Source organism: Staphylococcus sp. IVB6181, from assembly GCF_025561445.1.
In the GTDB taxonomy this organism is placed as follows: Bacteria; Bacillota; Bacilli; order Staphylococcales; family Staphylococcaceae; genus Staphylococcus; species Staphylococcus simulans_B.
Genome location: NZ_CP095096.1, coordinates 1150008 through 1172707 on the forward strand (window position 1 = coordinate 1150008; position 22700 = coordinate 1172707).

Annotated in this window: 41 protein-coding genes and 1 pseudogene; 32 read left to right on the top strand and 10 right to left on the bottom strand. The window is 34.3% G+C overall.

From position 1 onward, the window contains the following. Positions 1-4 precede the first annotated feature (4 nt). From MUA90_RS05520 to MUA90_RS05545, 6 genes are all read right to left on the bottom strand, one after another. Positions 5-538, bottom strand: a complete 534-nt coding sequence (locus MUA90_RS05520; RefSeq protein ID WP_316959808.1) for a tyrosine-type recombinase/integrase — start codon at positions 536-538, stop codon at positions 5-7. A gap of 36 nt (positions 539-574) precedes the next feature. Beyond that, positions 575-1051 (bottom strand): tyrosine-type recombinase/integrase, encoded by a 477-nt coding sequence (locus MUA90_RS05525; RefSeq protein WP_262588610.1) that lies wholly within the window; start codon positions 1049-1051, stop codon positions 575-577. 66 nt (positions 1052-1117) lie between these two features. Next, a complete protein-coding gene (locus MUA90_RS05530) occupies positions 1118-1771 on the bottom strand; it encodes a CPBP family intramembrane glutamic endopeptidase (protein ID WP_262588611.1) in 654 nt (217 codons plus the stop codon). 304 nt (positions 1772-2075) lie between these two features. After that, positions 2076-2630 (bottom strand): Ltp family lipoprotein, encoded by a 555-nt coding sequence (locus tag MUA90_RS05535; RefSeq protein ID WP_262588612.1) that lies wholly within the window; start codon positions 2628-2630, stop codon positions 2076-2078. A 2-nt stretch (positions 2631-2632) separates the two neighbouring features. Next, positions 2633-3106, bottom strand: a complete 474-nt coding sequence (locus MUA90_RS05540; protein ID WP_262588613.1) for an ImmA/IrrE family metallo-endopeptidase — start codon at positions 3104-3106, stop codon at positions 2633-2635. A gap of 14 nt (positions 3107-3120) precedes the next feature. Then, positions 3121-3450: a helix-turn-helix transcriptional regulator gene (locus MUA90_RS05545; protein WP_262588614.1), complete on the bottom strand. Its 330-nt coding sequence runs from the start codon at positions 3448-3450 to the stop codon at positions 3121-3123. Positions 3451-3545: 95 nt separating this feature from the next. On the opposite strand from MUA90_RS05545, the gene MUA90_RS05550 reads away from it, so the two are divergent. Further along, complete coding sequence (locus MUA90_RS05550; protein ID WP_262588615.1) at positions 3546-4340, top strand: antA/AntB antirepressor family protein; 795 nt, start codon at positions 3546-3548, stop codon at positions 4338-4340. 235 nt (positions 4341-4575) lie between these two features. Here MUA90_RS05550 and MUA90_RS05555 read toward each other — a convergent pair whose 3' ends face one another. After that, entirely contained in the window at positions 4576-5046 is a 471-nt protein-coding gene (locus MUA90_RS05555; protein WP_262588616.1) for a hypothetical protein, read from the bottom strand. Between the two features lie 47 nt (positions 5047-5093). On the opposite strand from MUA90_RS05555, the gene MUA90_RS05560 reads away from it, so the two are divergent. Further along, positions 5094-5234, top strand: coding sequence for a hypothetical protein (locus MUA90_RS05560; RefSeq protein ID WP_262588617.1), 141 nt, complete (start codon positions 5094-5096; stop codon positions 5232-5234). 20 nt (positions 5235-5254) lie between these two features. Continuing rightward, the gene (locus tag MUA90_RS05565) at positions 5255-5452 is read left to right on the top strand and encodes a hypothetical protein (protein WP_262588809.1); all 198 of its coding nucleotides are present in this window, start codon (positions 5255-5257) and stop codon (positions 5450-5452) included. Here MUA90_RS05565 and MUA90_RS05570 read toward each other — a convergent pair. After that, a pseudogene (locus MUA90_RS05570) lies at positions 5439-5819 on the bottom strand (DUF2513 domain-containing protein). The gene MUA90_RS05565 and the pseudogene MUA90_RS05570 sit on opposite strands and share 14 nt — an antisense overlap. 206 nt (positions 5820-6025) lie before the next feature. Further along, positions 6026-6202, bottom strand: a complete 177-nt coding sequence (locus MUA90_RS05580) for a hypothetical protein (protein WP_262588618.1) — start codon at positions 6200-6202, stop codon at positions 6026-6028. A gap of 58 nt (positions 6203-6260) precedes the next feature. On the opposite strand from MUA90_RS05580, the gene MUA90_RS05585 reads away from it, so the two are divergent. Then, positions 6261-6398 (top strand): hypothetical protein, encoded by a 138-nt coding sequence (locus MUA90_RS05585; RefSeq protein WP_262586876.1) that lies wholly within the window; start codon positions 6261-6263, stop codon positions 6396-6398. On the opposite strand, the gene MUA90_RS05590 is transcribed toward MUA90_RS05585, so the two are convergent. Further along, on the bottom strand, positions 6392-6682 hold the full coding sequence (locus MUA90_RS05590; protein WP_262588619.1) for a hypothetical protein: 291 nt from the start codon (positions 6680-6682) through the stop codon (positions 6392-6394). The genes MUA90_RS05585 and MUA90_RS05590 overlap by 7 nt on opposite strands. 113 nt (positions 6683-6795) lie before the next feature. Between MUA90_RS05590 and MUA90_RS05595 the strand changes: the two genes are divergently transcribed. The 28 genes from MUA90_RS05595 (at position 6796) to MUA90_RS05725 (ending at position 22690) form a co-directional block, all read left to right on the top strand. Continuing rightward, positions 6796-7098 carry a DUF771 domain-containing protein gene (locus MUA90_RS05595; RefSeq protein ID WP_262588620.1) on the top strand — a complete coding sequence of 101 codons (303 nt, stop codon included), beginning with the start codon at positions 6796-6798 and terminating at the stop codon, positions 7096-7098. Positions 7099-7111: 13 nt separating this feature from the next. Then, a complete protein-coding gene (locus MUA90_RS05600; RefSeq protein ID WP_262588621.1) occupies positions 7112-7327 on the top strand; it encodes a hypothetical protein in 216 nt (71 codons plus the stop codon). Between the two features lie 97 nt (positions 7328-7424). Then, the gene (locus MUA90_RS05605) at positions 7425-7616 is read left to right on the top strand and encodes a hypothetical protein (protein WP_262588622.1); all 192 of its coding nucleotides are present in this window, start codon (positions 7425-7427) and stop codon (positions 7614-7616) included. Further along, positions 7594-8079 carry a siphovirus Gp157 family protein gene (locus MUA90_RS05610; protein ID WP_262588623.1) on the top strand — a complete coding sequence of 162 codons (486 nt, stop codon included), beginning with the start codon at positions 7594-7596 and terminating at the stop codon, positions 8077-8079. The genes MUA90_RS05605 and MUA90_RS05610 overlap by 23 nt, the downstream gene beginning before the upstream one ends. After that, a complete protein-coding gene (locus tag MUA90_RS05615; protein ID WP_262588624.1) occupies positions 8079-8774 on the top strand; it encodes an AAA family ATPase in 696 nt (231 codons plus the stop codon). Before MUA90_RS05610 ends, MUA90_RS05615 begins: the two co-directional genes overlap by 1 nt. After that, entirely contained in the window at positions 8767-9141 is a 375-nt protein-coding gene (locus MUA90_RS05620) for a zinc ribbon domain-containing protein (RefSeq protein ID WP_262588625.1), read from the top strand. The genes MUA90_RS05615 and MUA90_RS05620 overlap by 8 nt, the downstream gene beginning before the upstream one ends. Before the next feature lie 104 nt (positions 9142-9245). Then, positions 9246-10541 (top strand): DEAD/DEAH box helicase, encoded by a 1296-nt coding sequence (locus tag MUA90_RS05625; protein ID WP_262588626.1) that lies wholly within the window; start codon positions 9246-9248, stop codon positions 10539-10541. 14 nt (positions 10542-10555) lie between these two features. Continuing rightward, positions 10556-11113 carry a DUF669 domain-containing protein gene (locus MUA90_RS05630; protein ID WP_262583334.1) on the top strand — a complete coding sequence of 186 codons (558 nt, stop codon included), beginning with the start codon at positions 10556-10558 and terminating at the stop codon, positions 11111-11113. A gap of 16 nt (positions 11114-11129) precedes the next feature. Then, positions 11130-13430, top strand: a complete 2301-nt coding sequence (locus tag MUA90_RS05635) for a phage/plasmid primase, P4 family (RefSeq protein ID WP_262588627.1) — start codon at positions 11130-11132, stop codon at positions 13428-13430. A gap of 271 nt (positions 13431-13701) precedes the next feature. Continuing rightward, the gene (locus MUA90_RS05640) at positions 13702-14025 is read left to right on the top strand and encodes a VRR-NUC domain-containing protein (RefSeq protein ID WP_262588628.1); all 324 of its coding nucleotides are present in this window, start codon (positions 13702-13704) and stop codon (positions 14023-14025) included. After that, positions 14022-14213, top strand: coding sequence for a hypothetical protein (locus tag MUA90_RS05645; protein ID WP_262588629.1), 192 nt, complete (start codon positions 14022-14024; stop codon positions 14211-14213). The genes MUA90_RS05640 and MUA90_RS05645 overlap by 4 nt, the downstream gene beginning before the upstream one ends. A gap of 12 nt (positions 14214-14225) precedes the next feature. Beyond that, on the top strand, positions 14226-14750 hold the full coding sequence (locus MUA90_RS05650) for a hypothetical protein (protein WP_262588630.1): 525 nt from the start codon (positions 14226-14228) through the stop codon (positions 14748-14750). After that, complete coding sequence (locus MUA90_RS05655; protein ID WP_262588631.1) at positions 14751-14990, top strand: hypothetical protein; 240 nt, start codon at positions 14751-14753, stop codon at positions 14988-14990. Positions 14991-15015: 25 nt separating this feature from the next. Beyond that, entirely contained in the window at positions 15016-15174 is a 159-nt protein-coding gene (locus MUA90_RS14065; RefSeq protein WP_398577383.1) for a DUF3310 domain-containing protein, read from the top strand. Next, a complete protein-coding gene (locus tag MUA90_RS05660) occupies positions 15175-15351 on the top strand; it encodes a hypothetical protein (RefSeq protein ID WP_262588632.1) in 177 nt (58 codons plus the stop codon). Between the two features lie 147 nt (positions 15352-15498). Then, entirely contained in the window at positions 15499-15762 is a 264-nt protein-coding gene (locus MUA90_RS05665) for a hypothetical protein (protein ID WP_262588633.1), read from the top strand. 13 nt (positions 15763-15775) lie between these two features. After that, positions 15776-16201 carry a YopX family protein gene (locus tag MUA90_RS05670; RefSeq protein WP_262588634.1) on the top strand — a complete coding sequence of 142 codons (426 nt, stop codon included), beginning with the start codon at positions 15776-15778 and terminating at the stop codon, positions 16199-16201. Further along, the gene (locus tag MUA90_RS05675; protein WP_262588635.1) at positions 16198-16443 is read left to right on the top strand and encodes a hypothetical protein; all 246 of its coding nucleotides are present in this window, start codon (positions 16198-16200) and stop codon (positions 16441-16443) included. Before MUA90_RS05670 ends, MUA90_RS05675 begins: the two co-directional genes overlap by 4 nt. Further along, complete coding sequence (locus MUA90_RS05680) at positions 16436-16981, top strand: dUTPase (protein WP_262588636.1); 546 nt, start codon at positions 16436-16438, stop codon at positions 16979-16981. Before MUA90_RS05675 ends, MUA90_RS05680 begins: the two co-directional genes overlap by 8 nt. Positions 16982-17016: 35 nt before the next feature. Continuing rightward, a complete protein-coding gene (gene rinB, locus MUA90_RS05685) occupies positions 17017-17193 on the top strand; it encodes a transcriptional activator RinB (RefSeq protein WP_262586849.1) in 177 nt (58 codons plus the stop codon). Further along, on the top strand, positions 17194-17379 hold the full coding sequence (locus tag MUA90_RS05690; RefSeq protein ID WP_262586848.1) for a hypothetical protein: 186 nt from the start codon (positions 17194-17196) through the stop codon (positions 17377-17379). It begins immediately after the preceding gene. After that, complete coding sequence (locus MUA90_RS05695) at positions 17376-17738, top strand: hypothetical protein (RefSeq protein ID WP_262586846.1); 363 nt, start codon at positions 17376-17378, stop codon at positions 17736-17738. Before MUA90_RS05690 ends, MUA90_RS05695 begins: the two co-directional genes overlap by 4 nt. Before the next feature lie 139 nt (positions 17739-17877). Next, positions 17878-18357, top strand: a complete 480-nt coding sequence (locus tag MUA90_RS05700; protein WP_262588637.1) for an HNH endonuclease — start codon at positions 17878-17880, stop codon at positions 18355-18357. Positions 18358-18449: 92 nt separating this feature from the next. Next, positions 18450-18923: a phage terminase small subunit P27 family gene (locus MUA90_RS05705; protein ID WP_262588638.1), complete on the top strand. Its 474-nt coding sequence runs from the start codon at positions 18450-18452 to the stop codon at positions 18921-18923. Beyond that, positions 18923-20626: a terminase large subunit gene (locus MUA90_RS05710; protein ID WP_262588639.1), complete on the top strand. Its 1704-nt coding sequence runs from the start codon at positions 18923-18925 to the stop codon at positions 20624-20626. The genes MUA90_RS05705 and MUA90_RS05710 overlap by 1 nt, the downstream gene beginning before the upstream one ends. Positions 20627-20639: 13 nt before the next feature. Further along, positions 20640-20837 carry a hypothetical protein gene (locus MUA90_RS05715; protein WP_262588640.1) on the top strand — a complete coding sequence of 66 codons (198 nt, stop codon included), beginning with the start codon at positions 20640-20642 and terminating at the stop codon, positions 20835-20837. Positions 20838-20841: 4 nt separating this feature from the next. Further along, positions 20842-22140, top strand: a complete 1299-nt coding sequence (locus tag MUA90_RS05720) for a phage portal protein (protein WP_262588641.1) — start codon at positions 20842-20844, stop codon at positions 22138-22140. Next, positions 22091-22690: an HK97 family phage prohead protease gene (locus MUA90_RS05725; RefSeq protein WP_262588642.1), complete on the top strand. Its 600-nt coding sequence runs from the start codon at positions 22091-22093 to the stop codon at positions 22688-22690. Before MUA90_RS05720 ends, MUA90_RS05725 begins: the two co-directional genes overlap by 50 nt. Positions 22691-22700: the final 10 nt, after the last annotated feature.

Here is a 22700-nt window from a genome sequence, read left to right on the forward strand (position 1 = left end):
TTTTCTATAACGCTCTTAGTAAACTTATAGTTTTATCTTCATCTTTCTCTCTAACTTCTTCGAGAAGATGGCCATATTTATTGAGTGTCATACTAATATCGGAATGGCCAAGTCTTTTAGAAATATAATATATATTGATGTTTTGGGATATTAAATAAGATGCATGGGTATGTCTGAAGGCATGACTTGTTATATTTCTTTTTATTTTCAATGTTGAGCATGCTTGTTTAATAGACTTGTTTATTGACTCATTAGTGATGAGTTTACCGTTATGAGTAAATAAATAGCCCTCTGAGCTGCTAGGGTGATTATTTGCAAATGTAATTAACAGATCTATACATTCTTTGGCAACTTTTACGGTTCTTTTTGCGTGTTTATTCTTGTTACCATCAAGAAAAATGGTGTTAGTAACTTCGTTTATATGCTTTCTCTTTAGGTATATACAATCGCTAAAACGGCCTCCTGTTTCTATCATTAGTAATATTAAATATGTTGACGCAGCAAAGTAATGACGACGATTTAAATAATAATTTTTGATACATTTAAGTTCTTTTAAATTTAGGTATTTGTCGGTTTATTTTTTTATTGGTTCTTTAGAGGATCTCACTTGGATTCCTACAGTAAAATCTTTAATGATTACTCCATCATATATTGCATATTCAACTATTTTTTTACACAACGAGTTTATTCTGCCCAGTTGATCTTGTGATAATCTATCCTTATAGTAAGTTAGAAAGTTTTGATATTGTGTACGCGTAATTTTATTCATTTGTTTACCTTTAAAATATTTTTCGATTCGGCTAATTGTTCTTTTATTGTCATTATAAGTCTTTGATGAAATATAAGGTTTTTTGTAAGTCTCTATCCATTTTGATGCATAAGACTCAAAAGAAATATTACTTTCAATATCAATACCTTTTGTTATCTCGTTATAACGTTTTACACCTGCTTGTTCGGCTTCTTTCTTGGTTCGAAATCCTTGCTTTCTATAGCGCTTTGTATCTATTCTGAAATCGTATTGCCACTTTCCGTTTCTTTTAATTATATTCATTACAATACCTCCTAAAAAAGTATAAAAATAATAAGGGTACGGTGGTGTACCCTATATCCAATTAGATTAGTTAAAATATTCAAAAAGAGTTATAAAGTTATTTAAGAAATGAATAATTATAGCAACTTCTAATCTTTTAGTAATAAGATAAGATATACCAACAATAAGACCAAAATAAAAATAAGGGATATAGTCTATAAAAGTATTTCCTTCATGTAATAACGCGAAAATAATACTTGAAATAATTAATCCTATAAATAAATGTCCTCTAAAAACTACACGGAGTAAAAATCCTCTTAAAATAATTTCTTCTACAATAGCAGGAATAAGTGCGATACTAATTATTAGAAGTATAAAAGGTGTTCCTGAGAATTCATGAACAATTAATGTGTCGTTAGGCGATAATCCAGGTTTAAAATATTCAAATATTTCATCGAAAGAGTACAATAGAATGAAACCTAGTATAGTAATTAATATATCTTTTTTGTTTATTTTTTTAAATTGCAACAAATTAAATTTTAATCTATTAGTAGCCCACACTCCTATTATAATTATAATAATTGCAATGATTGCAAATATATAGTTTTTTGTAACGTAATCACTTAATGCGAATGCATTATAAAAGATATAAGAGAGAAATAAAGCTTTTAATACAGCCTTCCAGTAGACATCATTGTTGACTAAGTGGTTATCTTCAAATAATAATTTTAGTTTTTTCATAAGCAATCTCCTTAGATGTTTTAGTGTTTATATTTAAATTATATTAATAATTACTGTGTTGGCAAGAACATTTTATAAATAACGAAATAAGATGAGATATTTTATGTTTGAAATATGTCTATTTGCCCCTTTTCAAATCATCTAGGGATATTGGCGCTCCATTATATTAACCTCAAATATATCTATCTCTGCTACTCTTCAATTTTATTCTCACAAGATTAACTTTCCAATTTTTAAATTCCATTTCTTACCTCCTTCGCCCCAGAGTGGAGGGGGTATAAAAATAGGGCAAGTGAATGCCCTGTTATTTACTCATATTGTCAACGCCATATCTTGCTTCTTCTGGAGTGAATTTATCTCCTGCATCAGATTTTAATTGATCATAAATTGCATCGTCAGACATGTTCATGTTCATTGTTTCAGCATAGTTTTCCGCTGATTTAACAGCGTTTTCTTTATAGTCGGCTTTTAAGTAGTCTATCGCATATTGTGCATCTTCAGCAGAGAACTTATCACCTGCCTCAGATGTCAATTGGTCATAAATACCTTGTTTAGACATGTGCAAAGTGTCCGAATAATTTTTAGCAGAGTTTAGTGCGGCTGTTTGTTCTCTTGTAGCGTTCGCATCTTTTTTGACTTCCGCACTATCTTTATTCAATTCTTTATCTACGCTATTGACCATTGTAGCTGAGCATGCGCTGAAAATTATTCCCATTAAAATTACAAAAATTAAACAACCTCCACAACCCCATAACCATTTCTTTTTAGATTTAGATGATTGTTCTTTTTTGTACTGCTCAAATTGCTGTTGTTGTCTTTCTAAAAGTTCCTCGTTTGTTAATTCTTTTCTTTCCGACATTGTTACTCTCCTTCATTTAAATTTTTATATTTAAAAACCTGCAATGGCTCAAAACGTATAAGATAGCCATTGTGGCAGGTTGATAAACCGAATTTGTTTTTGTAATGTTGTAACACTGTATGTACGTATTCTTCGCTTAATTGAACATATTCAGCAAATTCATGTAAGCTACTTACTCCGTATTTGTATGCGTCTATAATCTTGTTTAAAGATATAGAATTTTCATAACCATGTCTTCGTGCGTAATTTTCAAATTTACGATTATTGAAAGTTGATTGATCAAGTATGTTACCATGCGTAAATCTATGATGACCTAATTCTTCAAAAAGGTTTTCTAATTTCTCAGCATCACTAAGCTTTTTGACTATAAGAATTAAATCATCTGAATAAAAACCTTTATAGCCATCAGGTAAATGAACGTGGTCTTTAATTTCTACATAATCAATTTCCATTAATAAATCTTCATAACGTGACAATAAAACCAATCCCTTTATTTATCTTCGTTTTTAAATCTTTCTACTAAACTCATGATGTAATCTATATCTTCTTGCTTTAACTCGCCTTCAAGGTGTGCGGCAAGAGTAGTAGGTTCTTTTGTTCTCTTTTCTTTAGGAAAGAAATCATCAATACTACAATTTAAAATATGAGAAAGCTCGAAAAGTGTATCTTGATTTGCTTTTCTAAGACCTTTTTCATATCTGCTTACAGCTTGTCTACTAACATTTAATTTGTCAGCTAAATCTTGTTGAGTTAAACCTCGTTTCTCTCTATAAACCTTTATCTGATTGCCTACATGAATTGCTAGTTCTTCTTGAGTCATTTTAAATTTCCTCCGTTGCTTTGTTAAATTTATTATACATTATATGTCACCAAAACGGTAACAAAAAGCACCGAATTACTTAATAGGAGGAAAATATGAACGAAATTCAACAACTATTTAACTTAAAACGAAATGAAGACGGAACAGTGGCAGTAAGTGGACGTGAATTGCATAAGGGTTTACAAATTGAAACTCAATATACTAAATGGATTAACCGAATGATTGGTTATGGTTTTGAAGAAAATGTTGATTACATTTTGGTTAGTCAAAAAAGTCTAACCAATAATCCACGCAATCCATATACAAATATAACTGACCACATCATGACACTCGACATGGCAAAGGAAATTTCGATGATACAACGTAGTGACATCGGAAGAAAAATCAGAGGTTACTTCATCAAAGTAGAAAGACAGCATAATCAATTAGCAAGCGCTTATGGAATTACTTCATTAGAGGATATGAACCAACTCATTGAACAGTTAGTAAGTGATAAACTTGATTATTTAATCTCAACAGGAAAAGTAAGTAATCAAAAATTAGAAGAATTAAACGAAAAATTCGAAGGCGAATATGTAACGCCACAAGACATTGACGCTATCAAATTTGCTATCAAGTCTAAAGCTGAACAAATATTAGGAAAAGCTGGCATTCAAGTAACGATAGATGAATTCTTAATCGGAGATGTATATGAACAAGCATTAGCAAACAAGAAAGCTAAAGAAGAGTACAGATACCAATTAGGAAAAGTTAAATCAAAATTATTAGTTAAATCTAAAAAATATCTAGGAATGAAAGGTAACGCACCTAACAACCACATCAAACGAAAAGATGTAGACTTAGCAATTCAATTTATCAAGGATGTTAGATTATCAGAGATTGAGATTTAAAGAAAAAGAATCACAAACAACTTAATAGGAGGAAACAACATGTAAGATCAAAAATTAAGTAGAAGTCAAATTTTTAAGGTTTATACATTGAAAGAACAAGCATTCGAAGAATTTTACTCACAAGAACACCAAGAGTTAGCTAATGAAATTCTTCAAGCAATAAAGAAAAAAGAACCAACGTATGAGGAAGCATACGCGGTCCTAAATCTCGTTCATGCAAAGTTACAATTCGAATCTAATTTTGTTCATGTTTTACCAAATGTAAAGAAATGAATTCTAAATCATCATCAATTTTTATGATTGGTATATTCCAGCTTTTATCTAGAGATTGGATGTTATATGCATAATCAGAACAATTCATATCAAATTCGTAAAAATCATTATTTTCTAAAAGATAAAGCATTAAATAATTAGTTTCTTGGTTTTTGTAATGATTTATCAACTGCTTAAATTTGAATTTTTCTTTCACCATATTGTATTGAGAGTTAACTTCCGTATACAACTTCGCTTTATCATCTGAAAGTGAAGCGATAGTTTTAGGTTCTGAAAGATAAAACTCATCATCCCATTCAAAAGGAATCACAAGATCTAGTGTTACAAATTGATTATTCCATTTACAAATTATTTTGTATAAAAAATCTAATTTCAGGTCATTGCTGATTAATTTAAGCAAAGTGTCAATACACTTTAATTCTTTATAACTCATATATTATCACCTCCTCAATAGGAGTATAGCAGAAAGGAGGAACGCAAATGTTCAAGTTTTTAAATGATGTAAAAACTTCTTTAGAAAACCACCCTTGGGGTTGGAAAGAGCATTTACCTTATTTACTGATTTTATCAATGTCACTAATTGCTCTGATTCTCGGAATTCTCTCAGTGATTCTATTTTAAAAGGAGGAAACGGAATGAACATTCAAGAACAAAATAAAAAAGTCATCTATTACTACTATGACGAAGCAGGTAATAGACGACCGTTAGATTTTCAAGTCAACGATGGATATAACTTGATGATTCAAGAAATATTTATCAGTAAGGTTTTAAAAAAATATCCATATTTAAAAAATAACTTTTACGCTTTGATTGATGGTATCGAATTTAAGATAGATTAAATTTTTGAGAAAGGTATTGAACAGCTAGTTTACTCATCAGGGTCAACGACATACTAGAGGTTTTACTTGCGAGTCTTTTAACCTCTTTCCAAGTATTATTGTCTCGGATATTGTCTAAGAATTCATGACCTTCCCAAGTCATATCATTGATTAAAAAACTTTGAACAGATCCAGATTTTCAAAGTAACTGAACATTGAGATATTCAGCTTCATTCAGTTTTAACAGTGAATACATCACCGTATCAAAACCATATTTTTTAAAGACGATATTATCTTTGAAATTGTGTTCAGTAAGTGGTTCTCCAATTCTCTTATTAGATTCAATTTCTAATAATAATAGCCTTACACAATCATGATTTAATTTCATATTAACTCACCTCCCTTAACAGGAGTATAGCAGAAAATTTATGAACAAATCCCATAATCGAACGAACTAAGGAGGAAACAAAGTGAACAAACTATACAAAATAACCCTCCTCATCACAATGACAGTTGTGACTTGGAAGGTTTGGAAGATTGAAAAAAATTCAAGAAGACCAATGATTAAAATAAAAAACTTCGACAAATTAAAAACTAATCGTCGCTTTGGGTCTTCTCAAAATATTCTCTAGCATGTTCATATGCCATTAAATAAATGACAAACGCTTCTTTTATCATATCTTGTTCACTCGTGTAATCTTTTGGATTAAAGTTTTGAACACTTAGATATGCATTAGCAAAATGCTGAGGATCAAATGGAATTTTATCCACTAATCGCACCTCCTTCCACTAGGAGATAACAACATTATACACGAAAGGAGGAAACAAAATGAGCAAACTCAAAGCAATTAAAATAGCACTCCTCTTATATATCGCTGCAACGATATTAGAGAAAGTGCCGAAAAGAAAAAGACATGGAATTAAATTATCCATAAATAAAAACGGTTCATTAATTAAAAATTATTGAATGCGAGGTAAATACTTATCCTCTCTACTATTATAATCTAACGCCCAATTACTCTTGATGATGATCTTGTCAGGAAACTGAATGAACATTACATGAAAGCCGTTATCATATTGTTGCTCAAATATTTTTAAATCATCAGTTTGGTAAATTTCATCATGCTGCATTCCATCTTGCCAATTTTCATATTCGTCAAGCCAAGGTGTATCTATTATAAATTCCTTAGTACCACCATTCTTAGGAGCCTTGACTTCATAAGTAAAAGGGAATTTTTGGATATTAACCATTCTTAACACCCCCAATCCAACGCAGTAGCTATAAAAGGATTATAGCACGTATTTAATTAATAAAAACTAATGAATTATAGATATACAAGTATACAAGATAGGAGGTTCCACTAATGACACAAACACTCAGTGTGCAAATCAATATACCGGAAGAATATGTATTGATTGAAAAAGATATTCACACACAGTTGTTGATGAATCAACAAAAAGCGATATGGTCCAAGAAAGATTTTATTGATCAATCTCCATTTAAGTCAGAAACAACTGTGAATAAAAGGATTTTACAGAAAGCAAGATTCAGAAAGATTTTAGAAAATGAAGGTATCGCTACTTATCCACGTGATGGAATAAGAGATTTTAGATTTGATGGACCAAAGGCATATGAGTTTTTACGTAAATATAGAGATGAATTTTAAAAGAGGTGAAACAATGAAGTCATTCTGGATAGCATACGCATTTTGGTTTGTAACGTCATTCATTCTAAGTGCAATAACAAGCGATGCAATTATATCGATGGCGTGGGGATTTATAGCTTCGTTAGCAGTTTTTCTGTTCTTCGATGTCTGGTACTTCGAAGAAGATGAAGCAGAGGAAGCAGTCGATGACGACGAAGAGTATATTACGTTATTTACGATTAAGTATTAAAAAAGACTGCTAGCAAGGGCAATTGCTAACAGTCGAAGTCAAAAGAGTGGGAAATTATCCACTTCAAGCTTACAAAAATTATTGGAGGTAGTCAATCATGACTAAAGAATATATCACAATTAGTTTAGAAACATACGATAATTTGATTCGTAGTAATGAACGTAAAAATATACAAATAGAGGATCTACAAGAAACTTGTCAAAACTTACGTATTGAAATAGATTACTTAGAAGACAAAATTGAACATTTGAAGGAGGTCGTACACAATGGCAAACCTATTCAATCTTAATCAAGATTACAAAGAATTGTTGGATCAGATGGAACAAGGTATCGACCCAGAAGTTTTGAAAGACACAATGGAATCTATCGAAGCGAGTATTGATGTCAAAGTCGATAACACAATCGGACTTATTCGAAGTGTAGAGGGCGACATTGAAACTGTGGACAAAGAAATCAAACGTTTGCAGACAGTGAAGAAACAGAAGCAGACTTTTATCCACACGCTTAAAACATTGCTGCAGGATATGCTTGAATATCGTGATTTAAAAAATTATCGAACATCTACAAACTACATTTATAAACGTAGAAATGCACCGAGCGTCTACATCACAAATGAAAAACTGATTGATAAATCATACTTTATTGAACAAGCACCAAAACTGGATAAGAAAGCACTCAAAGTAGATATTCAAAACGGTGCAGATGTGCATGGTGCAGAATTGCGTGAGAGTGAAAGCCTGGTGATTAAATAATGAGTTTTAACATTACAAGCGCTAAAGATATTCAGACAGACAAAGCAACTTATCTTATTTATGCGAAACCTGGAACAGGAAAAACACACACATTGAATTTCTTACCAGGCAGAACATTATATATCAATGTGGACAAATCAGAACGTCCATTAAAAGGTAACGAAAATATCGATATCTTAGAATTTAATACCCACGAAGCTTGGAAAGAGTGGGGCGAATTAATGAAATGGTTAGCGGACAATAAAGAAATTCTTAACCAATACGACACTATCGCTATCGACAACATTTCAGAATTGTTTAGATCAATGTTAGCAAACTTAGGGCGTAATGGTAAAAACGAACGTGTACCAGAGATGAGTCATTACCAACGTGTAGACTTCTTCACTATTGATAGTTTGCGCTTCCTTCAAAGCTTAAAAAAACGTTTAGTATTTCTTGCTTGGGAAACGAATTATGAAAACTACACGCCTGCAGGGCAACAAATTACGCAAGCTGTCCCAGATATACGTAAAACCATTCGCGACAACGTAGCAGGTCTTTGTCAAGTCGTAGCGAGATTAGTGTTTAACGAGAAGTCTGGTAAACGTGGCTTTATACTAACGCCAAGCAATAACGTCTTTGCTAAAAATCAATTAGACAACAGAGAACATTGCTTGCAAGAGGATTTGTTTAAGGTAGGTGACAGTGATGGTTAAGTTAAATGCAAGCTATGACTTTATGGACGCTATCGAAGATATAAAAGTAATTTCTAAAGATAAAAAATTAGGGATAACAAAGGATATCCTACCACATTTAGCGATTGAATTAGTTAAATCTGAACAAGAGAGAAAAAGAAATGAGATTTTAGAAGAGGGTGTAAGAAATAACCAAGCAGATACTATGTTGGATATTCCTCTTACAGATATTTCACATAGTTTAATTGAAATTGCAACTGCAATTGAAAGAACGGGTGAGGTAGTATTACCAGAATGCCCAAATTGCCATTCAGTTATAGTTACTGGCAATAAGGTATGCCCTGAATGCAGTTTTAATTTAAAGGACGGTGAAAAGCGACATGTTTAAACTCTATGACTACCAACTAGAACTTGTAAATAAAGCACGCAAACTTTTTTCGGAAACAAATGGCGTATTAATACAGTCGCCTCCCAGGTAGCGGTAAGTCAGTCATGATTGCAGAAATTGTTAAGAATGCGGCACAAAGACGAAACAGGGTTCTGTTCATCGTACACAGACGAGAATTGATATTTCAGATTACAAACACCTTGAATAAACATGGTGTTGATCTATCGCAAGTTGATATCTATTCGGAAAAGCGTGCTAAGAACAATCTGCATGCAATACAAACACCAGCTATTATTCTGACAGATGAAACGCATCATTCGAGAGCGCAGACGTACAAAGACATTTATAAACATTTTGACAAAGCATTGCGGTTAGGTTTTACCGCAACACCATGGAGGGCATCAGGCGATGGTTTTACCGATATCTATCCTCACATGGTTGAAGGTCCATCAGTACGCTGGCTAATCAACAATCAGAAACTAGCGCCTTATAAATACAAAAGTGTTGTGCTAGCAGATACCGATAAATTAAAGAAAAATTCGCAAGGTGATTATACTAAAAAATCAATGGATGAGGCTATACCTAAAGCGATTTACGGGGATATCGTCGGCAATTATCAAAAGCTTGCTGATGGTCAAAAAACTATTCTTTACGCCCACAGTGTTGAAGCAAGCAAAGCAATTGCATATCAATTTGAACATCAAGGTATAAATGCGGTTCATGCAGACGCAAATACACCTGCAGTCAAAAGAGAACAGATTATGGAAGATTTCAGAGACGGTCATATCAAAGTTTTATGCAATGTGGACTTAATCAGTGAAGGTTTCGACGTGCCAGATTGTACATGCGTCATTCTTGCAAGGCCAACAGATTCATTAGTGTTATACATGCAGCAAGCTATGCGGTCAATGCGTTATCAACCAAACAAAGCAGCAACAATCATTGATCATGTCGGGAATTATGCAAGACACAACTTGCCAGATTATCCGCATAACTGGAATAAATACTTCAAAGGTTATAAGAAAAAGAAACGTAAAGACGAGGATGCACCCAGTTTAACCACATGTGATGAATGCTTTACAGTGTATGAATCCGAAAATACTGCTTGTCCTGCATGCGGACATGTCAATGAAACAGAAGTCAAAAAAAGTGAAATGGAACATGTCGAAGCAGAATTGACTGAAATCGACCCATTCGAAATTGATTACACATTAGTTAAATACAGCAAAAGCAACATAGATAAATCAGAACTTAAAACTTTGGAAGATTACTATTTGTATGCAAAAGCAAATGGTTACAAAGAAAGCTGGATTAAGTTTAATTATCCATATTATCAAAATGCACCGTTTCCAGTTTTATATTCAGATTTAAAACCAATCAAACAAAAATACAATTATTAAAGGAGTTTTATATTATGTCATTATTTACAACTGATTATTCAAATATCGAGGAAAGCAATTACGGACCATTACCAGAAGGTGAATACGAAGTAGTTATCAAAAACGCAACAGAAAAAGCAACACCTAACGGCAAAGAGTCAACACAATTAACTTTAGTGGTCCGCAACGACTTGGAAAAAGCACCTGATCTAGCAGAAACAAATGCAAAATATCCGAACCGCTATATCTTTGTAGATGAATGGAAACGTCATATTGATGGTGCTTACAAATACAAAATGGAAAACTTCATGCATTATCTAAATGGTGTCGGTGTACCAGAAGGAACAGAAATCAAAGACTTCGAACACTTGTTAAGTCTCTTCCGCGGAAAGCCTGTCAGAGTTTATGTAAAACAAGAAGAAAATGAGTACAAAGGCGAAACAAAAACAATCAATCGTGTCGCACCGTGGGGCTTTAAACGTACAAAATTCGAACAAGTCAACCATCAATGGAAAAATGAGGACGATAAGCCGAACAATAATAATCCATTTAACGGTACTAATGATATTGATGACGATGATTTACCATTTTAATTAAAGGATGATTTAAATGTATGACAACATACCAAGCGAATTAAAACAGCTGAAAAACTGGTGCGTTTGGAAGTATCAAGAACGCAACGGTAAAAAAACTAAAATACCTTTTAATGCAGCAACTGGCGAATTCGCTAAGTCTAACGATTCATCCACATGGAGTGATTATCAAACAGCAGTTAATTGTAAAGGTGCAGACGGTGTGGGGTTCTTCTTCGAACCTCCATACGTGGGCATTGATTTAGACAATATCGAAGATGATCTTCACTTGTATAAAAACGGGGAGCGTTTAGACAATATCGTGGCAGAATTCACTGATGCATTCAAAAGCTATACCGAAGTCAGTCCATCAGGCAACGGACTGCATATCATTATCAAAGGCAAAATACCTGGCAACCGCAAACGTAAAGGCAATATCAAAATGTACGACAGCGGACGCTTTTTCACAATGACAGGAAACAAAATCAGCAAATACTCAGAAATCAACAATGTCAATCCGAAAGTATTCAAAGAAATTTATAGCAAATATTTACCGGATAATACAATTCCGATTCCGACAAGAAATACAGTACAAACGATTCATAATTTGTCGGAAATGGATATTCTCAATGAAATTTATAAGTCGAAACAAGCTAGGCTGTTCGATGACTTGATGAAAGGTCATTGGGATAGACATTACACGTCGCAATCAGAAGCAGACATTGCAATAGCAAACATTTTAGCATTCTGGTGTGCGAAAGATTATTCTCAGATGGACAGTATTTTCAGACAATCAGGGCTTTATCGTGATAAGTGGGATGAAAAACGCAAAAACTCGACTTATGGCGAACAAACATTATTCAAAGCAATCAATGAAACCAGTAATATCTACACGCCTAAACAAGAAAAAGAACCATTGAAATATGCACTTGATCATATCTTTGAAGATTATAAAGACAAACCTAAAGAATATCCTCCAAGAAGCTGGGACGACACAGGCAACGCAGACAGATTTATAGACAGATACGGCAATCTTTACCGTTTCAGTTATATCAACAATAAATTTTACATTTACGACGGCACGAAGTGGACACTGGATGACAGAGGGTTAATCAGAAAACTAATTGATGAAATGATTGAAAGCATGAAACGTGAAAAAATTATTGTTTCAGAAGATACCGGAGAAGAAGATGCGCAGAAAGAGTTCCAAAAATTCTTGAAGAAAACCAGAGGAACACAAGCTAAGAAAAATATTACAAACGAATTAATGCACAGAAAGCCGATTACACCAGACCAATTTGACGTAGATGACATGCTGCTTAATGTTGCTAACGGTTATGTTGATTTAACAAGCCGAGAGTTACATCCACATGATAGAAATAAGATGTTCAGTCAGATTGCCAATACAGACTATTCAGAGAAGATGCAGCCTTCTGTATGGCTAGATTTTTTAAATGACATTTTTGACGGCAATGAAGAAGTTATCCGCTACATTCAAAAAGCACTCGATTATTCACTCACAGGCAGTACGAGAGAGCAGGTAATGTTTATCTTGCATGGTAAAGGACGTAACGGTAAAAGTATTTTTGTTGAAACAATTTCGGAAATATTAGGTGATTATTCAAACAATATGCAAGCCAAATCTTTGATGGTACAAAAGAACGACAACGTCAATACAGACATTGCCCGTTTAAGCAAAGCACGATTTGTCACATCATCCGAACCAAACGAAGGATTTCGATTTGATGAGGGGCTAATCAAGCAGCTTACAGGCGGAGATAAAGTTACAGCACGCTTCTTGTATGCAGAAGAGTTCGAATATCAACCTAAATTCAAAATTTGGGTGTCTACTAACCACAAACCGATAATCAGAGGTACTGATGACGGGATTTGGCGAAGATTGATACTGATTCCTTTTGAAGTACAGATACCTGAAGAAAAAGTAGATAAGGATCTAAAGTATAAACTTTTACGAGAAGCGCCTGCAATCCTTAACTGGATGACAGAGGGTGCATACATGTGGATGCAGGAAGGCTTAAAAATGCCAGATAAATTAAAAGAAGCAAGCCAAGCCTATCGTACTGAAATGGATGTCGTCGAACAGTTTATCGAAGATGAATGTATTAAAGAAGATGGTGCGAGAGTCAAAGCAAGTATGCTTTACAGTGCTTATAAAGATTGGGCGAATGAAAACGGTGTTTACAAAATGGATAACAATAAATTCGGTAAAAAAATGATGGAGAAATTCAAAAGAAAAAGATTTAACAATGGATACCATTATCTCGGAATTAGAACGAGAGAACGTTTTGATGGTTTGAAAAATGTTTTAGATCAGTGAACCCCAAAGTGAACTCAAAGTGAATAGAAAGTGAATCCCTACTTCACTCGAAAAACCCTATTATATCAACGTTTATTACTTCTTTTTTATAAATAGTGAACCCTAAAGTAATAAAAGTATATATACGTGTATAAAAATGTATGTATTTCCATAGGAGACTTTTTCTGACGCTGGGGTTCACGATTTGGTTCAAACTTAGTGCCAGTAAGGCTTGGAGGGCATTTTTAGGGTACACGATTGGGGTACACGATTTCAGTTTTTGGAGGAAATCATGAAAAAAACAGAACAAGCAATACAAAACGAAATTATTTTAGCTGCTAATCAACGCGGTCACAGATTGTGGAGAAGCAACGCAGGAAGAATTGTTACAAAAGACAATCGAATTGTGCAGCTTATGCCTAAAGGTTTTCCAGATACAGTTGGATTCAGAAAAACAGACGGAAAATTTATTGTAATCGAAGTTAAAACTGAAAGTGGAAGATTACGATCAGAACAGATCAAATTTAAAAAGTTTGCAGAGAACATGCCGATACTTTATGGAGTAGCCCGCAGTGTGGACGATGCAATCAAAATTATAGAAGGTGATATTAATTGAATATCGACAATGACGATGTAGAAATGCAATTCAAATGCACAGTGACGTTTACAGCTAAAGTCAAAGATACATTTCACAAACACACTGATTTACAAGCTATGGAAGATAGTTTGATCAATAAAATTTATGAAGAACCAGAAGCCTACATGGATGACTTAGAAGTCACAGATGTAGAGCGGTTATTGTAGGAGGTTAGAGTAATGGGAAAATTTATTTATAAAGGTGAAACGATTGAGATTGGAACTCAAAAAATCTTATATGCATCTCAAAATTTAAAAGTATCTTCTAAAGATTTGCAAGAAAGATTTGATAAAGGTTGGGATATAGAAGATGCGCTTAAATACAATTTCAAACACGTGATGTACAAAGGGAAAATATGCCGAAAGATTAAACATAAAGGACTCACTTTTTATATCGTAGCTGAAGATTTGAAAAGGTCTAAAGTGCCTCCGCAAACAATTATTAAATATTTAAATGACGGACACATTATGGACGATATTCTACCGCTGGAAACAGAGTTTTATATTGTGGAACATGAAAAAGATGCTTTGCGAAATTTGGTTTATAAGGACCGTTTGCTCAAAGAACGTCAAAAAGAACAAGCGGAAGCACGCAAAAGAGCAGAGCGTCCTTGGTTATACGACGGTACACCGCAGAGTGTAGAAGCTGGTCTTTGGTACTTGCACTTATGTGAAAATGACTTAATTGTAAAGGCGGTGCGTTAAATGAAAGTTAGGGATTTGAATTTGAACGATCGTATTATTATTTGGAGTGATGATGGAGAAGAGGGCAAGTGTGGCAGTGTTACTGCATTCAGTTACAAAAATTTTACTCAAGAAACTGCAAGTGTATTGTTGGATGGGGAAGTTAATGAAATTGAATTAACTGATAGAGACTACTTCGACAAACTTCCAATATCTTTCAAGAAAGCTGAACATTCAGAAGATTGCAAAAAACATTCCTGAACATTATTCTGGTCAAACAGATGTAATTGAATTTACACGTCAACAATTTACTAAAGATGAGTGGATTGCATCAATGAAGTTTAACATCATCAAATACGCCACAAGACTAGGTCGTAAAGACGCATTAGATAAAGAGCTGGATAAAATCATAGATTATGCACAACGTCTCAAGGAGGGGCTTTAAATGACCTTAAAAGAGGCGCTTAAATACGCAAACGCTCAATTGAATACATGTACAGGAGAGTTATATGTGGACAACATGCGTGAGCAGCATGCAAAGCTGTGTATCAAGAGAATTGTTGAAAAATTAGAGCAAGGACAATCACTAAATCATAAATTCAATGATGAAGGAATTTTGTAATGGCTGGCACACGAGGACGTAGTTTAACGCAACTAGAGCAAGAGTTACAAAGCAGAGGTGTAAAGGGGTTTGTGATTGATGCAAGCCCTTCACGCATCACTGCAATCGTTGCTAGAGAGGATTATTTGAATAACAGGAGGAAATGGGATGGCAGTCAGATTAGGCAACCTCAAAATCGAAGAAGTTTTAGATAAATTAGGAATTACCTTGCCAGAAGAAGTTGTAGAACGTATGGAAGCGAGATACCAACCGTCTGCACAGTCAGAGGACTTAGAACCAGAACAATGGCATTGCTTCGAATTACCTTTCTGTATGTCATGCGGTAGCAGAGAAACAGCATATGAATGGTTTGAGATACTTTCACCTTATCGTGATGAGATTAAAACGCAAATGCAGATCGTAGCAAAGTAAAGGAGGAATTGGAATGATACCTAAATTCAGAGAGTTTGATAGAGAAAGACATAGAACTGATTATCAGAAAGGCATGAGTTATGGTGAACAACAAGACTTTGATATGGGATTCACTATTTGGTTCGACCATATTGAAGACCTGGATTTAATCGAAAAAGATGGCACCATTAATAGAATTGTGATGATGTCGACTGGTCTGAAAGACAAAAACGGAAAAGAAATCTATGAGGGCGATATTCTTAAATGGTTAGGACATCATGGTCATGGATGGCAAGCTACAATATATGGTTTTATCACATATGAAAAGGAACAAGCAAGATTCAGATTAATTGAAGATAACAACGAATATTACGAAGATATTTATCGCATATCAAAAATCGGGGAAGTTGTTGGAAACGTTTATGAAAACCCTAAATTACTAGAGAGGGGCAGTGAATGATGAAATACAAATACATGGAAAAACAAGTGGAAGGTGCTAAAGCATTGGCAGAAAAATACCCTCACATGCAAACACATCAAGATATTTATCGAGAGCATGTAGAGGTGCTGGAAAAGGCAAAGGCGTTTGACCGTATTAAAGAAATGATTGATGACCAACAAGCAGAAGGCGAACCAGATAGCGAAGTGTTGAGTGAAATAAGATATGAAATATCGAAAGTGGAGGATAAAAACAATGACTAACACAATTACAGTGGATCAATTAAAAGAATTATTGCAGATTCAAAAGGAATTTGATGACAGAATACCAACTTTAAACCTAGAAGATAGCAAAGTAGCTTACATTGTAGAATTCTTTGAATGGTTTAATACTCTAGAAACTTTTAAAAATTGGAAAAAGCAACCAGGCAAACCATTAGATGTACAGTTAGATGAGTTGGCTGACTTATTGGCATTTGGATTGAGTATAGCGAATCAATCTTGTAACGAAGATGAAAAAGAAGAATTAGTAGACAATTTATATTCTTGGATTCAAAAAAGAGAAAAGGGTGGTAAATTCGATTTGTCTAAAAAAGATAACACGCTGACTATTGTTAAGTTACTCCCCCTTATGATTTTGAGTGATAGTGATGAATCTGTGTTAGATGCAGTTACTTCACCATTTGGCTACGCAAAAAATTACTATTCAATCAACCAACTCGTTGAAGCATACAAAAAGAAAATGCAACGTAATCACGATAGACAAGACGGTAAAGCAGATAAAGACAAAGGATATGTGTAAGGCGGTTCTTCCGCCTTGCTTTTAGGAGGAAGACAATGATTAAACCGATACTCAAAATAATCTTAACGCTTACACTATACGAAGCAGCTAAATACATCACTGAACAACTTATCATTTACCGTACACAGAACGATGATGTGGAAGCACCTGCAGACTTCGATATAAACGATCACATACATCTTAATGATTTAAAAGCAGAGGTGAGTGATTAAATGGAAGATATATTATTTACTATTATATTGATAGTTGCGATTATTTGTTACACCGTCTATAAGATAGATAGTAACCATGTGAATAGACCGGAGAGTCATAGAATTTCACCTAAACCAGAGAAAGAACCGACGCCACCAAAGAAAGATAAAGGTACAAGAATGCCGCCAGGAAAGGAACGTGAGTGATTGATATGGGCGAAAAGGTAAACGAAGAGAACAAAAAATTAGACTTTGATAAAACAAAAGAAAATGAAAGAGAACTTCTCATAAAGGGTTATCATTACTGCATTAAACATATTGACGAGGAAATTAAGCAGGCGATTGATAATGGTATATACAGAGTGTCTTTAAATGTTTTTGCTTTACATCTCACTGTTATTTCTAGCGATACAGGAAGAATTAATAATGACACTATTCAAGCGGTTATACACCACTATAAAAAACAAGGGGTTAAAGCCTATATTTATTTTGAAGAAGGATATGGAGGTGTAAATATTAGAAGACATCCGGAGGAAAGACTTATTATAGATTGGAGTAATGTATAAATGTGGATAGCACTAACCATTCTCTTCGCTCTCCTCTCTCTTGTGCTTTATATGGCGAACAGAGAGTTGAATGAAGAGTTGGAGTTGAAGAATAGAATTATAGAAGTGTTGAGAAAAGATAAGTAAGTGGAGGAATTAGATGAGTGTAGATATAAAACCTGGGACTTTTAAATATATTGAGTCCGAAATATATAACCATCAAGATAATAAGAAAGAAATTAATAGGTTGAGGATGGAAATATTAAATCCATATAAAGAAGCAGACTCTAATATTATATACGGACCAATGCAAAAAGGAGAGCCAACACGCACAACAGAAGTTATGGCTACTCGCTTACTTACTAATAAGATGTTACGTAACAATGATCCTGAATACTTACGCTTTTATAAGTCTAAGCAGTGGCAGAAGATGCGTGAAATTGTATTGATGGAGAATGATTATATTTGTAAATCTTGTGGACGACAAGCACAAATGGTTGACCATATTATCCCAACAAAAGCTGATTGGTCAAAACGGTTGGAAAAAGAAAACTTACAGCCATTGTGTTACGAATGCCACAACAGAAAAACGAAACGAGAACAAAAGGAAGTCCCCCACATCAAAGAACGGGGGCGGTGAGGAGAGTGCCGAAGAACGAGGCCCACTCTTCTTCTCAAAGATTTCCCTTAATTTTTAATACTAGGTACTAAAATATAATGGAGGTGCTAAAAATGGCAGGTAGACCTCGAAAACTTCTGAATAATACAAAGAAAAATTATACAAAGGAAGAAATAATTGAAAAAAAACGCCAAGAAGCACAATTAAACAAATTTTCAAAAATAGATTCACAACCACCCGACTTTTTAGATGACATTGCCAAGGAAGAATACCTAAGAATATTGCCGTATATGCAAGAATTACCCATATCAAACTTGGATAAAGCGCAACTCTCGCAATATTGCAGTTTTTACAGTGACTTTGTTAGAGCGAGCTTGCATCTTGAAGAGACTGGCGGGGTATTAATCGAAGGAACGAATGGAGAGCCGAAAGTGAACCCGGCTTTTACTGCTAAAGAGAAAGCAGGTACGCGAATGCAACAAGTAGCTAACACGCTAGGATTAACAATCGATAGTAGATTACGCATTGTTGTTCCTGAAGAAAAAGAAGTTGATGATCCGTTTAAAGAATTTGTGAGTGACGACTAATGGTTGATTATGCAACACTTTACGCAGAAAAGGTTTTAAGTGGCGATATACTAGTTAGTGAAAAGAACTACGCAGTGGCTGAACGCCATTTAAATGATTTAAAACATCCACCTGAAGGTTGTTATTGGGATGCTAAAAAAGCTAACAAGGCTATCAAATTCATCGAGATGTTACCTGACCCTAAAACCAATCAGCCTATGCCTCTAATGCTCTTTCAGAAATTTATTGTAGGGAGTATTTACGGTTGGCGTCGTGAAGGCGGCTTTAGACGATATACAAAAGGATACATTAGTATGGCAAGAAAACAGGGACAGTCATTAATTGTAGCAGGTATGTCATTAAATGAATTACTGTTCGGTCAATATCCTAAATTCAACCGTCAAATATATGTTTCATCTTCAACTTATAAACAGGCACAAACAATATTCAAAATGGCTAGCCAACAAATCAAGTTGTTACGTTCAAAAAGTGACTTTATTCGTAAGTCAACAGATGTACGCAAGACAGATTTAGCGCATATTGATTCAACTAGTGTTTTTGAGCCACTTTCTAACAATCCTGATGCTGTAGATGGTAAAGATCCAACTGTGGCTATATTGGACGAATTGGCAAGTATGCCAGACGACGAAATGTACTCAAGATTTAAAACAGGTATGACATTACAGAAGAACCCGCTTACACTCTTGATTTCTACTGCAGGCGACAACTTGAACAGTCAAATGTATCAAGAATATAAATACATTACAAAAATATTATCAGGTGAAGTTAAAGCAGATAATTATTTTGTTTATTGTGCTGAAATGGATTCCGAAGAAGAAGTGAATGATGAGAGTAAATGGATTAAGGCAATGCCGCTTTTAGAGTCGGATGAACACAGAGACACGATACTACGTAATATTAAGTCGGATATTCAAGATGAATTAGAAAAAGGAACGTCATTTCATAAAATTTTGATTAAAAACTTTAATCTTTGGCAGGCTAACAAAGAGGATAGCTTAATCAATATTAACGAATGGGAAGCAATCGAAGTAAATCGAGATAACTATAATTTGTACGGAAAAGACGTGTATATCGGCGTCGATTTATCACGACTTGATGACTTAACATCAGTAGGTTTTATATTCCCGACAGATGACGGAGATATGTTAATTGATAGCCATTCATTTATAGGTTTAAGAACTACACTCGAACAAAAGTCGAAACGTGACAAAATTAATTACGAAAAGTTAATCAACACAAGTGAAGCAGAAGTGACAACATCCGAGAGTGGTATGATTGATTACAAGCGCGTCATTGAATACATCTTCGACATTGTGGAAGAGTATCGGTTAAACGTTAAAGCATTGTGTTATGATCCATGGAATGCACAATCATTTGTGACAACATTAGAATCTATGGTGGTTGATTGGCCGCTTATTGAAGTCGGTCAAAGTTTCAGAAGCCTCTCACAACCCATTAAGCAATTTAGAATGTGGGTTGCTGAAAAGACTATTAAACATTTCGGTAATAACCTATTAACTATTGCAGTCAATAATGCCGTCTTGATTTATGACGGTGAGGACAATGTTAAGATTAACAAAAAGATGAATCGACAAAAGATTGACCCTATCATCTCTGTTATAACTGCTTTTAGTGAAGCAAGTATGCATGAATTCGAGGTTGATTGGTCATCAATATATGAAAATGAAGAATTCGGCTTTTAAAGGAGGTGCCATGATGAAATTGAGCAAACTTTTAATACCTTTAAAATTAATGATTGTTAATATTGTCAGCATCCTTTTTTTATTAGGTTTAATTATTATAAACACTGCAATATATTTAGGGTTTGGCGCTGTATATGGTTTGGTTATTACAGGCGTTTTCCTAGTGGTTATTGCGTTAATCATTGACAACGAATCACGCGAGAGGAGGTGATTAAGTGGGTATCTTCTTAAGAAACGAAAATAGAGATTTACAGTATAACGAAGATGATCTACAAATGATGGTTCAGACGTTACCTGGTTTTCAGGGTACTAATTTAAGGCAGTATACGCCTATAGATGCCATTAAGCACAGTGACATTTTTACAGCAGTTATGATGATTGCATCCGATTTAGCACGTATGCCGATTAGATTAAATGTGAACGGTCAGATTGATTATAGCAACAAGATTGTCAATCTACTAAATACAAGACCAAATTCACTGTATAACGGCTATATTTTTAAATTGGTTGTATTTGCCAATGCTTTATTGACTTCTCATGGTTACGTTGAAATCACACGTGATAAGTTAGGTAACCCTATTAGTTTAACTTTTAGAAAGACTTCAGAAGTTGAATTAAAATCTGACCGAACGGGACGTCCGTACTATTTACATGAACGCACCGATGATAATGGTCAATTTATTAGTCGAAATATTAAATACGAAGATATGTTAGACATTAAATTCTACTCGTTAGACGGGATTCATGGGTTATCTTTGTTAGATACTTTAAGTAAAACGATTGATTCGGATAACAATGGTAAGGACTTTTTAAACAACTTCTTGCGTAATGGCACGCATGCAGGCGGAATACTTAAGATGAAAGGCGTCTTAAACGATAAAAAAGCAAGAAACCGTGCGAGAGAGGAATTCCACAAAGCGTTTAGTGGCACTAAACAAGCCGGTAAAGTGGTTGTACTTGATGAATCGATGACATTCGACCAATTAGAAGTTGATACAGAAGTGTTAAAGCTGATTCGTGAGAATAAATCGTCCACACGTGAGATTGCAGGTGTGTTTGTCATACCATTGCATAAATTCGGTATTGAAACAACGAATATGAGCATTACTGACGCTAATCTTGACTATCTTTCAACGTTAAAACCATACATTACGTGTGTGTGTGCAGAGTTGAATTTCAAATTTAATGATGAATATACAGATAATGTTTGTGAATTCAAATTTGATACGACTGAAATACGTGTGGTTGATGAAAAAACACAAGCTGAAATCGATAAAATTAATATTGATTCAGGTAAAACAAACATTGATGAAGTCCGTAAACGTGATGGATTACCGCCTATACCAGGTGGCTACGGTAGTATACATCGTGTTGACCTTAACCACGTAAATATAGCACTTGTTGATGAGTATCAAATGAATAAATCACGTGGTACTGACAAAAAATTGAAAGGTGGCGAGGAAAATGGGCAAGGAAATGAGAATCGGAAATATTACAGAAGTACGTTCGAATGATGATAACGAAATGGTCATTGAAGGTTACGCTTTAAAATTTGACACGTGGTCAGAAAATTTAGGTGGCTTCAAAGAAACGATTTCACGCAGCGCTTTAGAAAACACTGATTTATCTGATGTGCGTTGTTTAGTAGATCATGTACCTTCACAAATTATAGGTCGAACAAAGTCAGGTACTTTAGAACTTGAAACTGATGATGTTGGCCTTAAATACCGTTGTAAATTACCGAATACAACATTTGCACGTGACTTATATGAGAATATGCGTGTAGGTAACATCAATCAATGTTCATTCGGATTTATGCTCGATGAACAAGGTGATGAAATGCGTTTTGACCAACAAGAAAATATCTACAAAAGAACTTTAAAATCCATTAGAGAACTCACAGATGTATCTGTGGTAACATATCCCGCGTATAAAGACACGGATGTTAAACCGGCATTACGCAGCATTGAAAACATTGAAACTGAAGAACGCAAAAAGGTGTTAGAGTTAAAACTAAAAAAACATTTTATTAGAAATAAGCTTGGTGAAGTTGGACACCGTTAACAAATGCAAC

Coding starts and splice junctions, on each gene's coding strand:
- MUA90_RS05715 (WP_262588640.1), top strand. CDS start 20,640: ATGAAATTGAGCAAACTTTTAATACCTTTAAAATTAATGATTGTTAAT.
- MUA90_RS05670 (WP_262588634.1), top strand. CDS start 15,776: ATGATACCTAAATTCAGAGAGTTTGATAGAGAAAGACATAGAACTGAT.
- MUA90_RS05610 (WP_262588623.1), top strand. CDS start 7,594: ATGGCAAACCTATTCAATCTTAATCAAGATTACAAAGAATTGTTGGAT.
- MUA90_RS05620 (WP_262588625.1), top strand. CDS start 8,767: ATGGTTAAGTTAAATGCAAGCTATGACTTTATGGACGCTATCGAAGAT.
- MUA90_RS05725 (WP_262588642.1), top strand. CDS start 22,091: ATGGGCAAGGAAATGAGAATCGGAAATATTACAGAAGTACGTTCGAAT.
- MUA90_RS05665 (WP_262588633.1), top strand. CDS start 15,499: ATGGCAGTCAGATTAGGCAACCTCAAAATCGAAGAAGTTTTAGATAAA.
- MUA90_RS05690 (WP_262586848.1), top strand. CDS start 17,194: ATGGAAGATATATTATTTACTATTATATTGATAGTTGCGATTATTTGT.
- MUA90_RS05555 (WP_262588616.1), bottom strand. CDS start 5,046: ATGAGTTATAAAGAATTAAAGTGTATTGACACTTTGCTTAAATTAATC.
- MUA90_RS05625 (WP_262588626.1), top strand. CDS start 9,246: ATGATTGCAGAAATTGTTAAGAATGCGGCACAAAGACGAAACAGGGTT.
- MUA90_RS05585 (WP_262586876.1), top strand. CDS start 6,261: ATGAGCAAACTCAAAGCAATTAAAATAGCACTCCTCTTATATATCGCT.
- MUA90_RS05640 (WP_262588628.1), top strand. CDS start 13,702: ATGAAAAAAACAGAACAAGCAATACAAAACGAAATTATTTTAGCTGCT.
- MUA90_RS05615 (WP_262588624.1), top strand. CDS start 8,079: ATGAGTTTTAACATTACAAGCGCTAAAGATATTCAGACAGACAAAGCA.
- MUA90_RS05680 (WP_262588636.1), top strand. CDS start 16,436: ATGACTAACACAATTACAGTGGATCAATTAAAAGAATTATTGCAGATT.
- MUA90_RS05700 (WP_262588637.1), top strand. CDS start 17,878: ATGAGTGTAGATATAAAACCTGGGACTTTTAAATATATTGAGTCCGAA.
- MUA90_RS05660 (WP_262588632.1), top strand. CDS start 15,175: ATGACCTTAAAAGAGGCGCTTAAATACGCAAACGCTCAATTGAATACA.
- MUA90_RS05590 (WP_262588619.1), bottom strand. CDS start 6,682: ATGGTTAATATCCAAAAATTCCCTTTTACTTATGAAGTCAAGGCTCCT.
- MUA90_RS05650 (WP_262588630.1), top strand. CDS start 14,226: ATGGGAAAATTTATTTATAAAGGTGAAACGATTGAGATTGGAACTCAA.
- MUA90_RS05630 (WP_262583334.1), top strand. CDS start 10,556: ATGTCATTATTTACAACTGATTATTCAAATATCGAGGAAAGCAATTAC.
- MUA90_RS05605 (WP_262588622.1), top strand. CDS start 7,425: ATGACTAAAGAATATATCACAATTAGTTTAGAAACATACGATAATTTG.
- MUA90_RS05675 (WP_262588635.1), top strand. CDS start 16,198: ATGATGAAATACAAATACATGGAAAAACAAGTGGAAGGTGCTAAAGCA.
- MUA90_RS05635 (WP_262588627.1), top strand. CDS start 11,130: ATGTATGACAACATACCAAGCGAATTAAAACAGCTGAAAAACTGGTGC.
- MUA90_RS05530 (WP_262588611.1), bottom strand. CDS start 1,771: ATGAAAAAACTAAAATTATTATTTGAAGATAACCACTTAGTCAACAAT.
- MUA90_RS05535 (WP_262588612.1), bottom strand. CDS start 2,630: ATGTCGGAAAGAAAAGAATTAACAAACGAGGAACTTTTAGAAAGACAA.
- MUA90_RS05560 (WP_262588617.1), top strand. CDS start 5,094: ATGTTCAAGTTTTTAAATGATGTAAAAACTTCTTTAGAAAACCACCCT.
- MUA90_RS05525 (WP_262588610.1), bottom strand. CDS start 1,051: ATGAATATAATTAAAAGAAACGGAAAGTGGCAATACGATTTCAGAATA.
- MUA90_RS05710 (WP_262588639.1), top strand. CDS start 18,923: ATGGTTGATTATGCAACACTTTACGCAGAAAAGGTTTTAAGTGGCGAT.
- MUA90_RS05595 (WP_262588620.1), top strand. CDS start 6,796: ATGACACAAACACTCAGTGTGCAAATCAATATACCGGAAGAATATGTA.
- rinB (WP_262586849.1), top strand. CDS start 17,017: ATGATTAAACCGATACTCAAAATAATCTTAACGCTTACACTATACGAA.
- MUA90_RS05705 (WP_262588638.1), top strand. CDS start 18,450: ATGGCAGGTAGACCTCGAAAACTTCTGAATAATACAAAGAAAAATTAT.
- MUA90_RS05545 (WP_262588614.1), bottom strand. CDS start 3,450: ATGACTCAAGAAGAACTAGCAATTCATGTAGGCAATCAGATAAAGGTT.
- MUA90_RS05550 (WP_262588615.1), top strand. CDS start 3,546: ATGAACGAAATTCAACAACTATTTAACTTAAAACGAAATGAAGACGGA.
- MUA90_RS05600 (WP_262588621.1), top strand. CDS start 7,112: ATGAAGTCATTCTGGATAGCATACGCATTTTGGTTTGTAACGTCATTC.
- MUA90_RS05655 (WP_262588631.1), top strand. CDS start 14,751: ATGAAAGTTAGGGATTTGAATTTGAACGATCGTATTATTATTTGGAGT.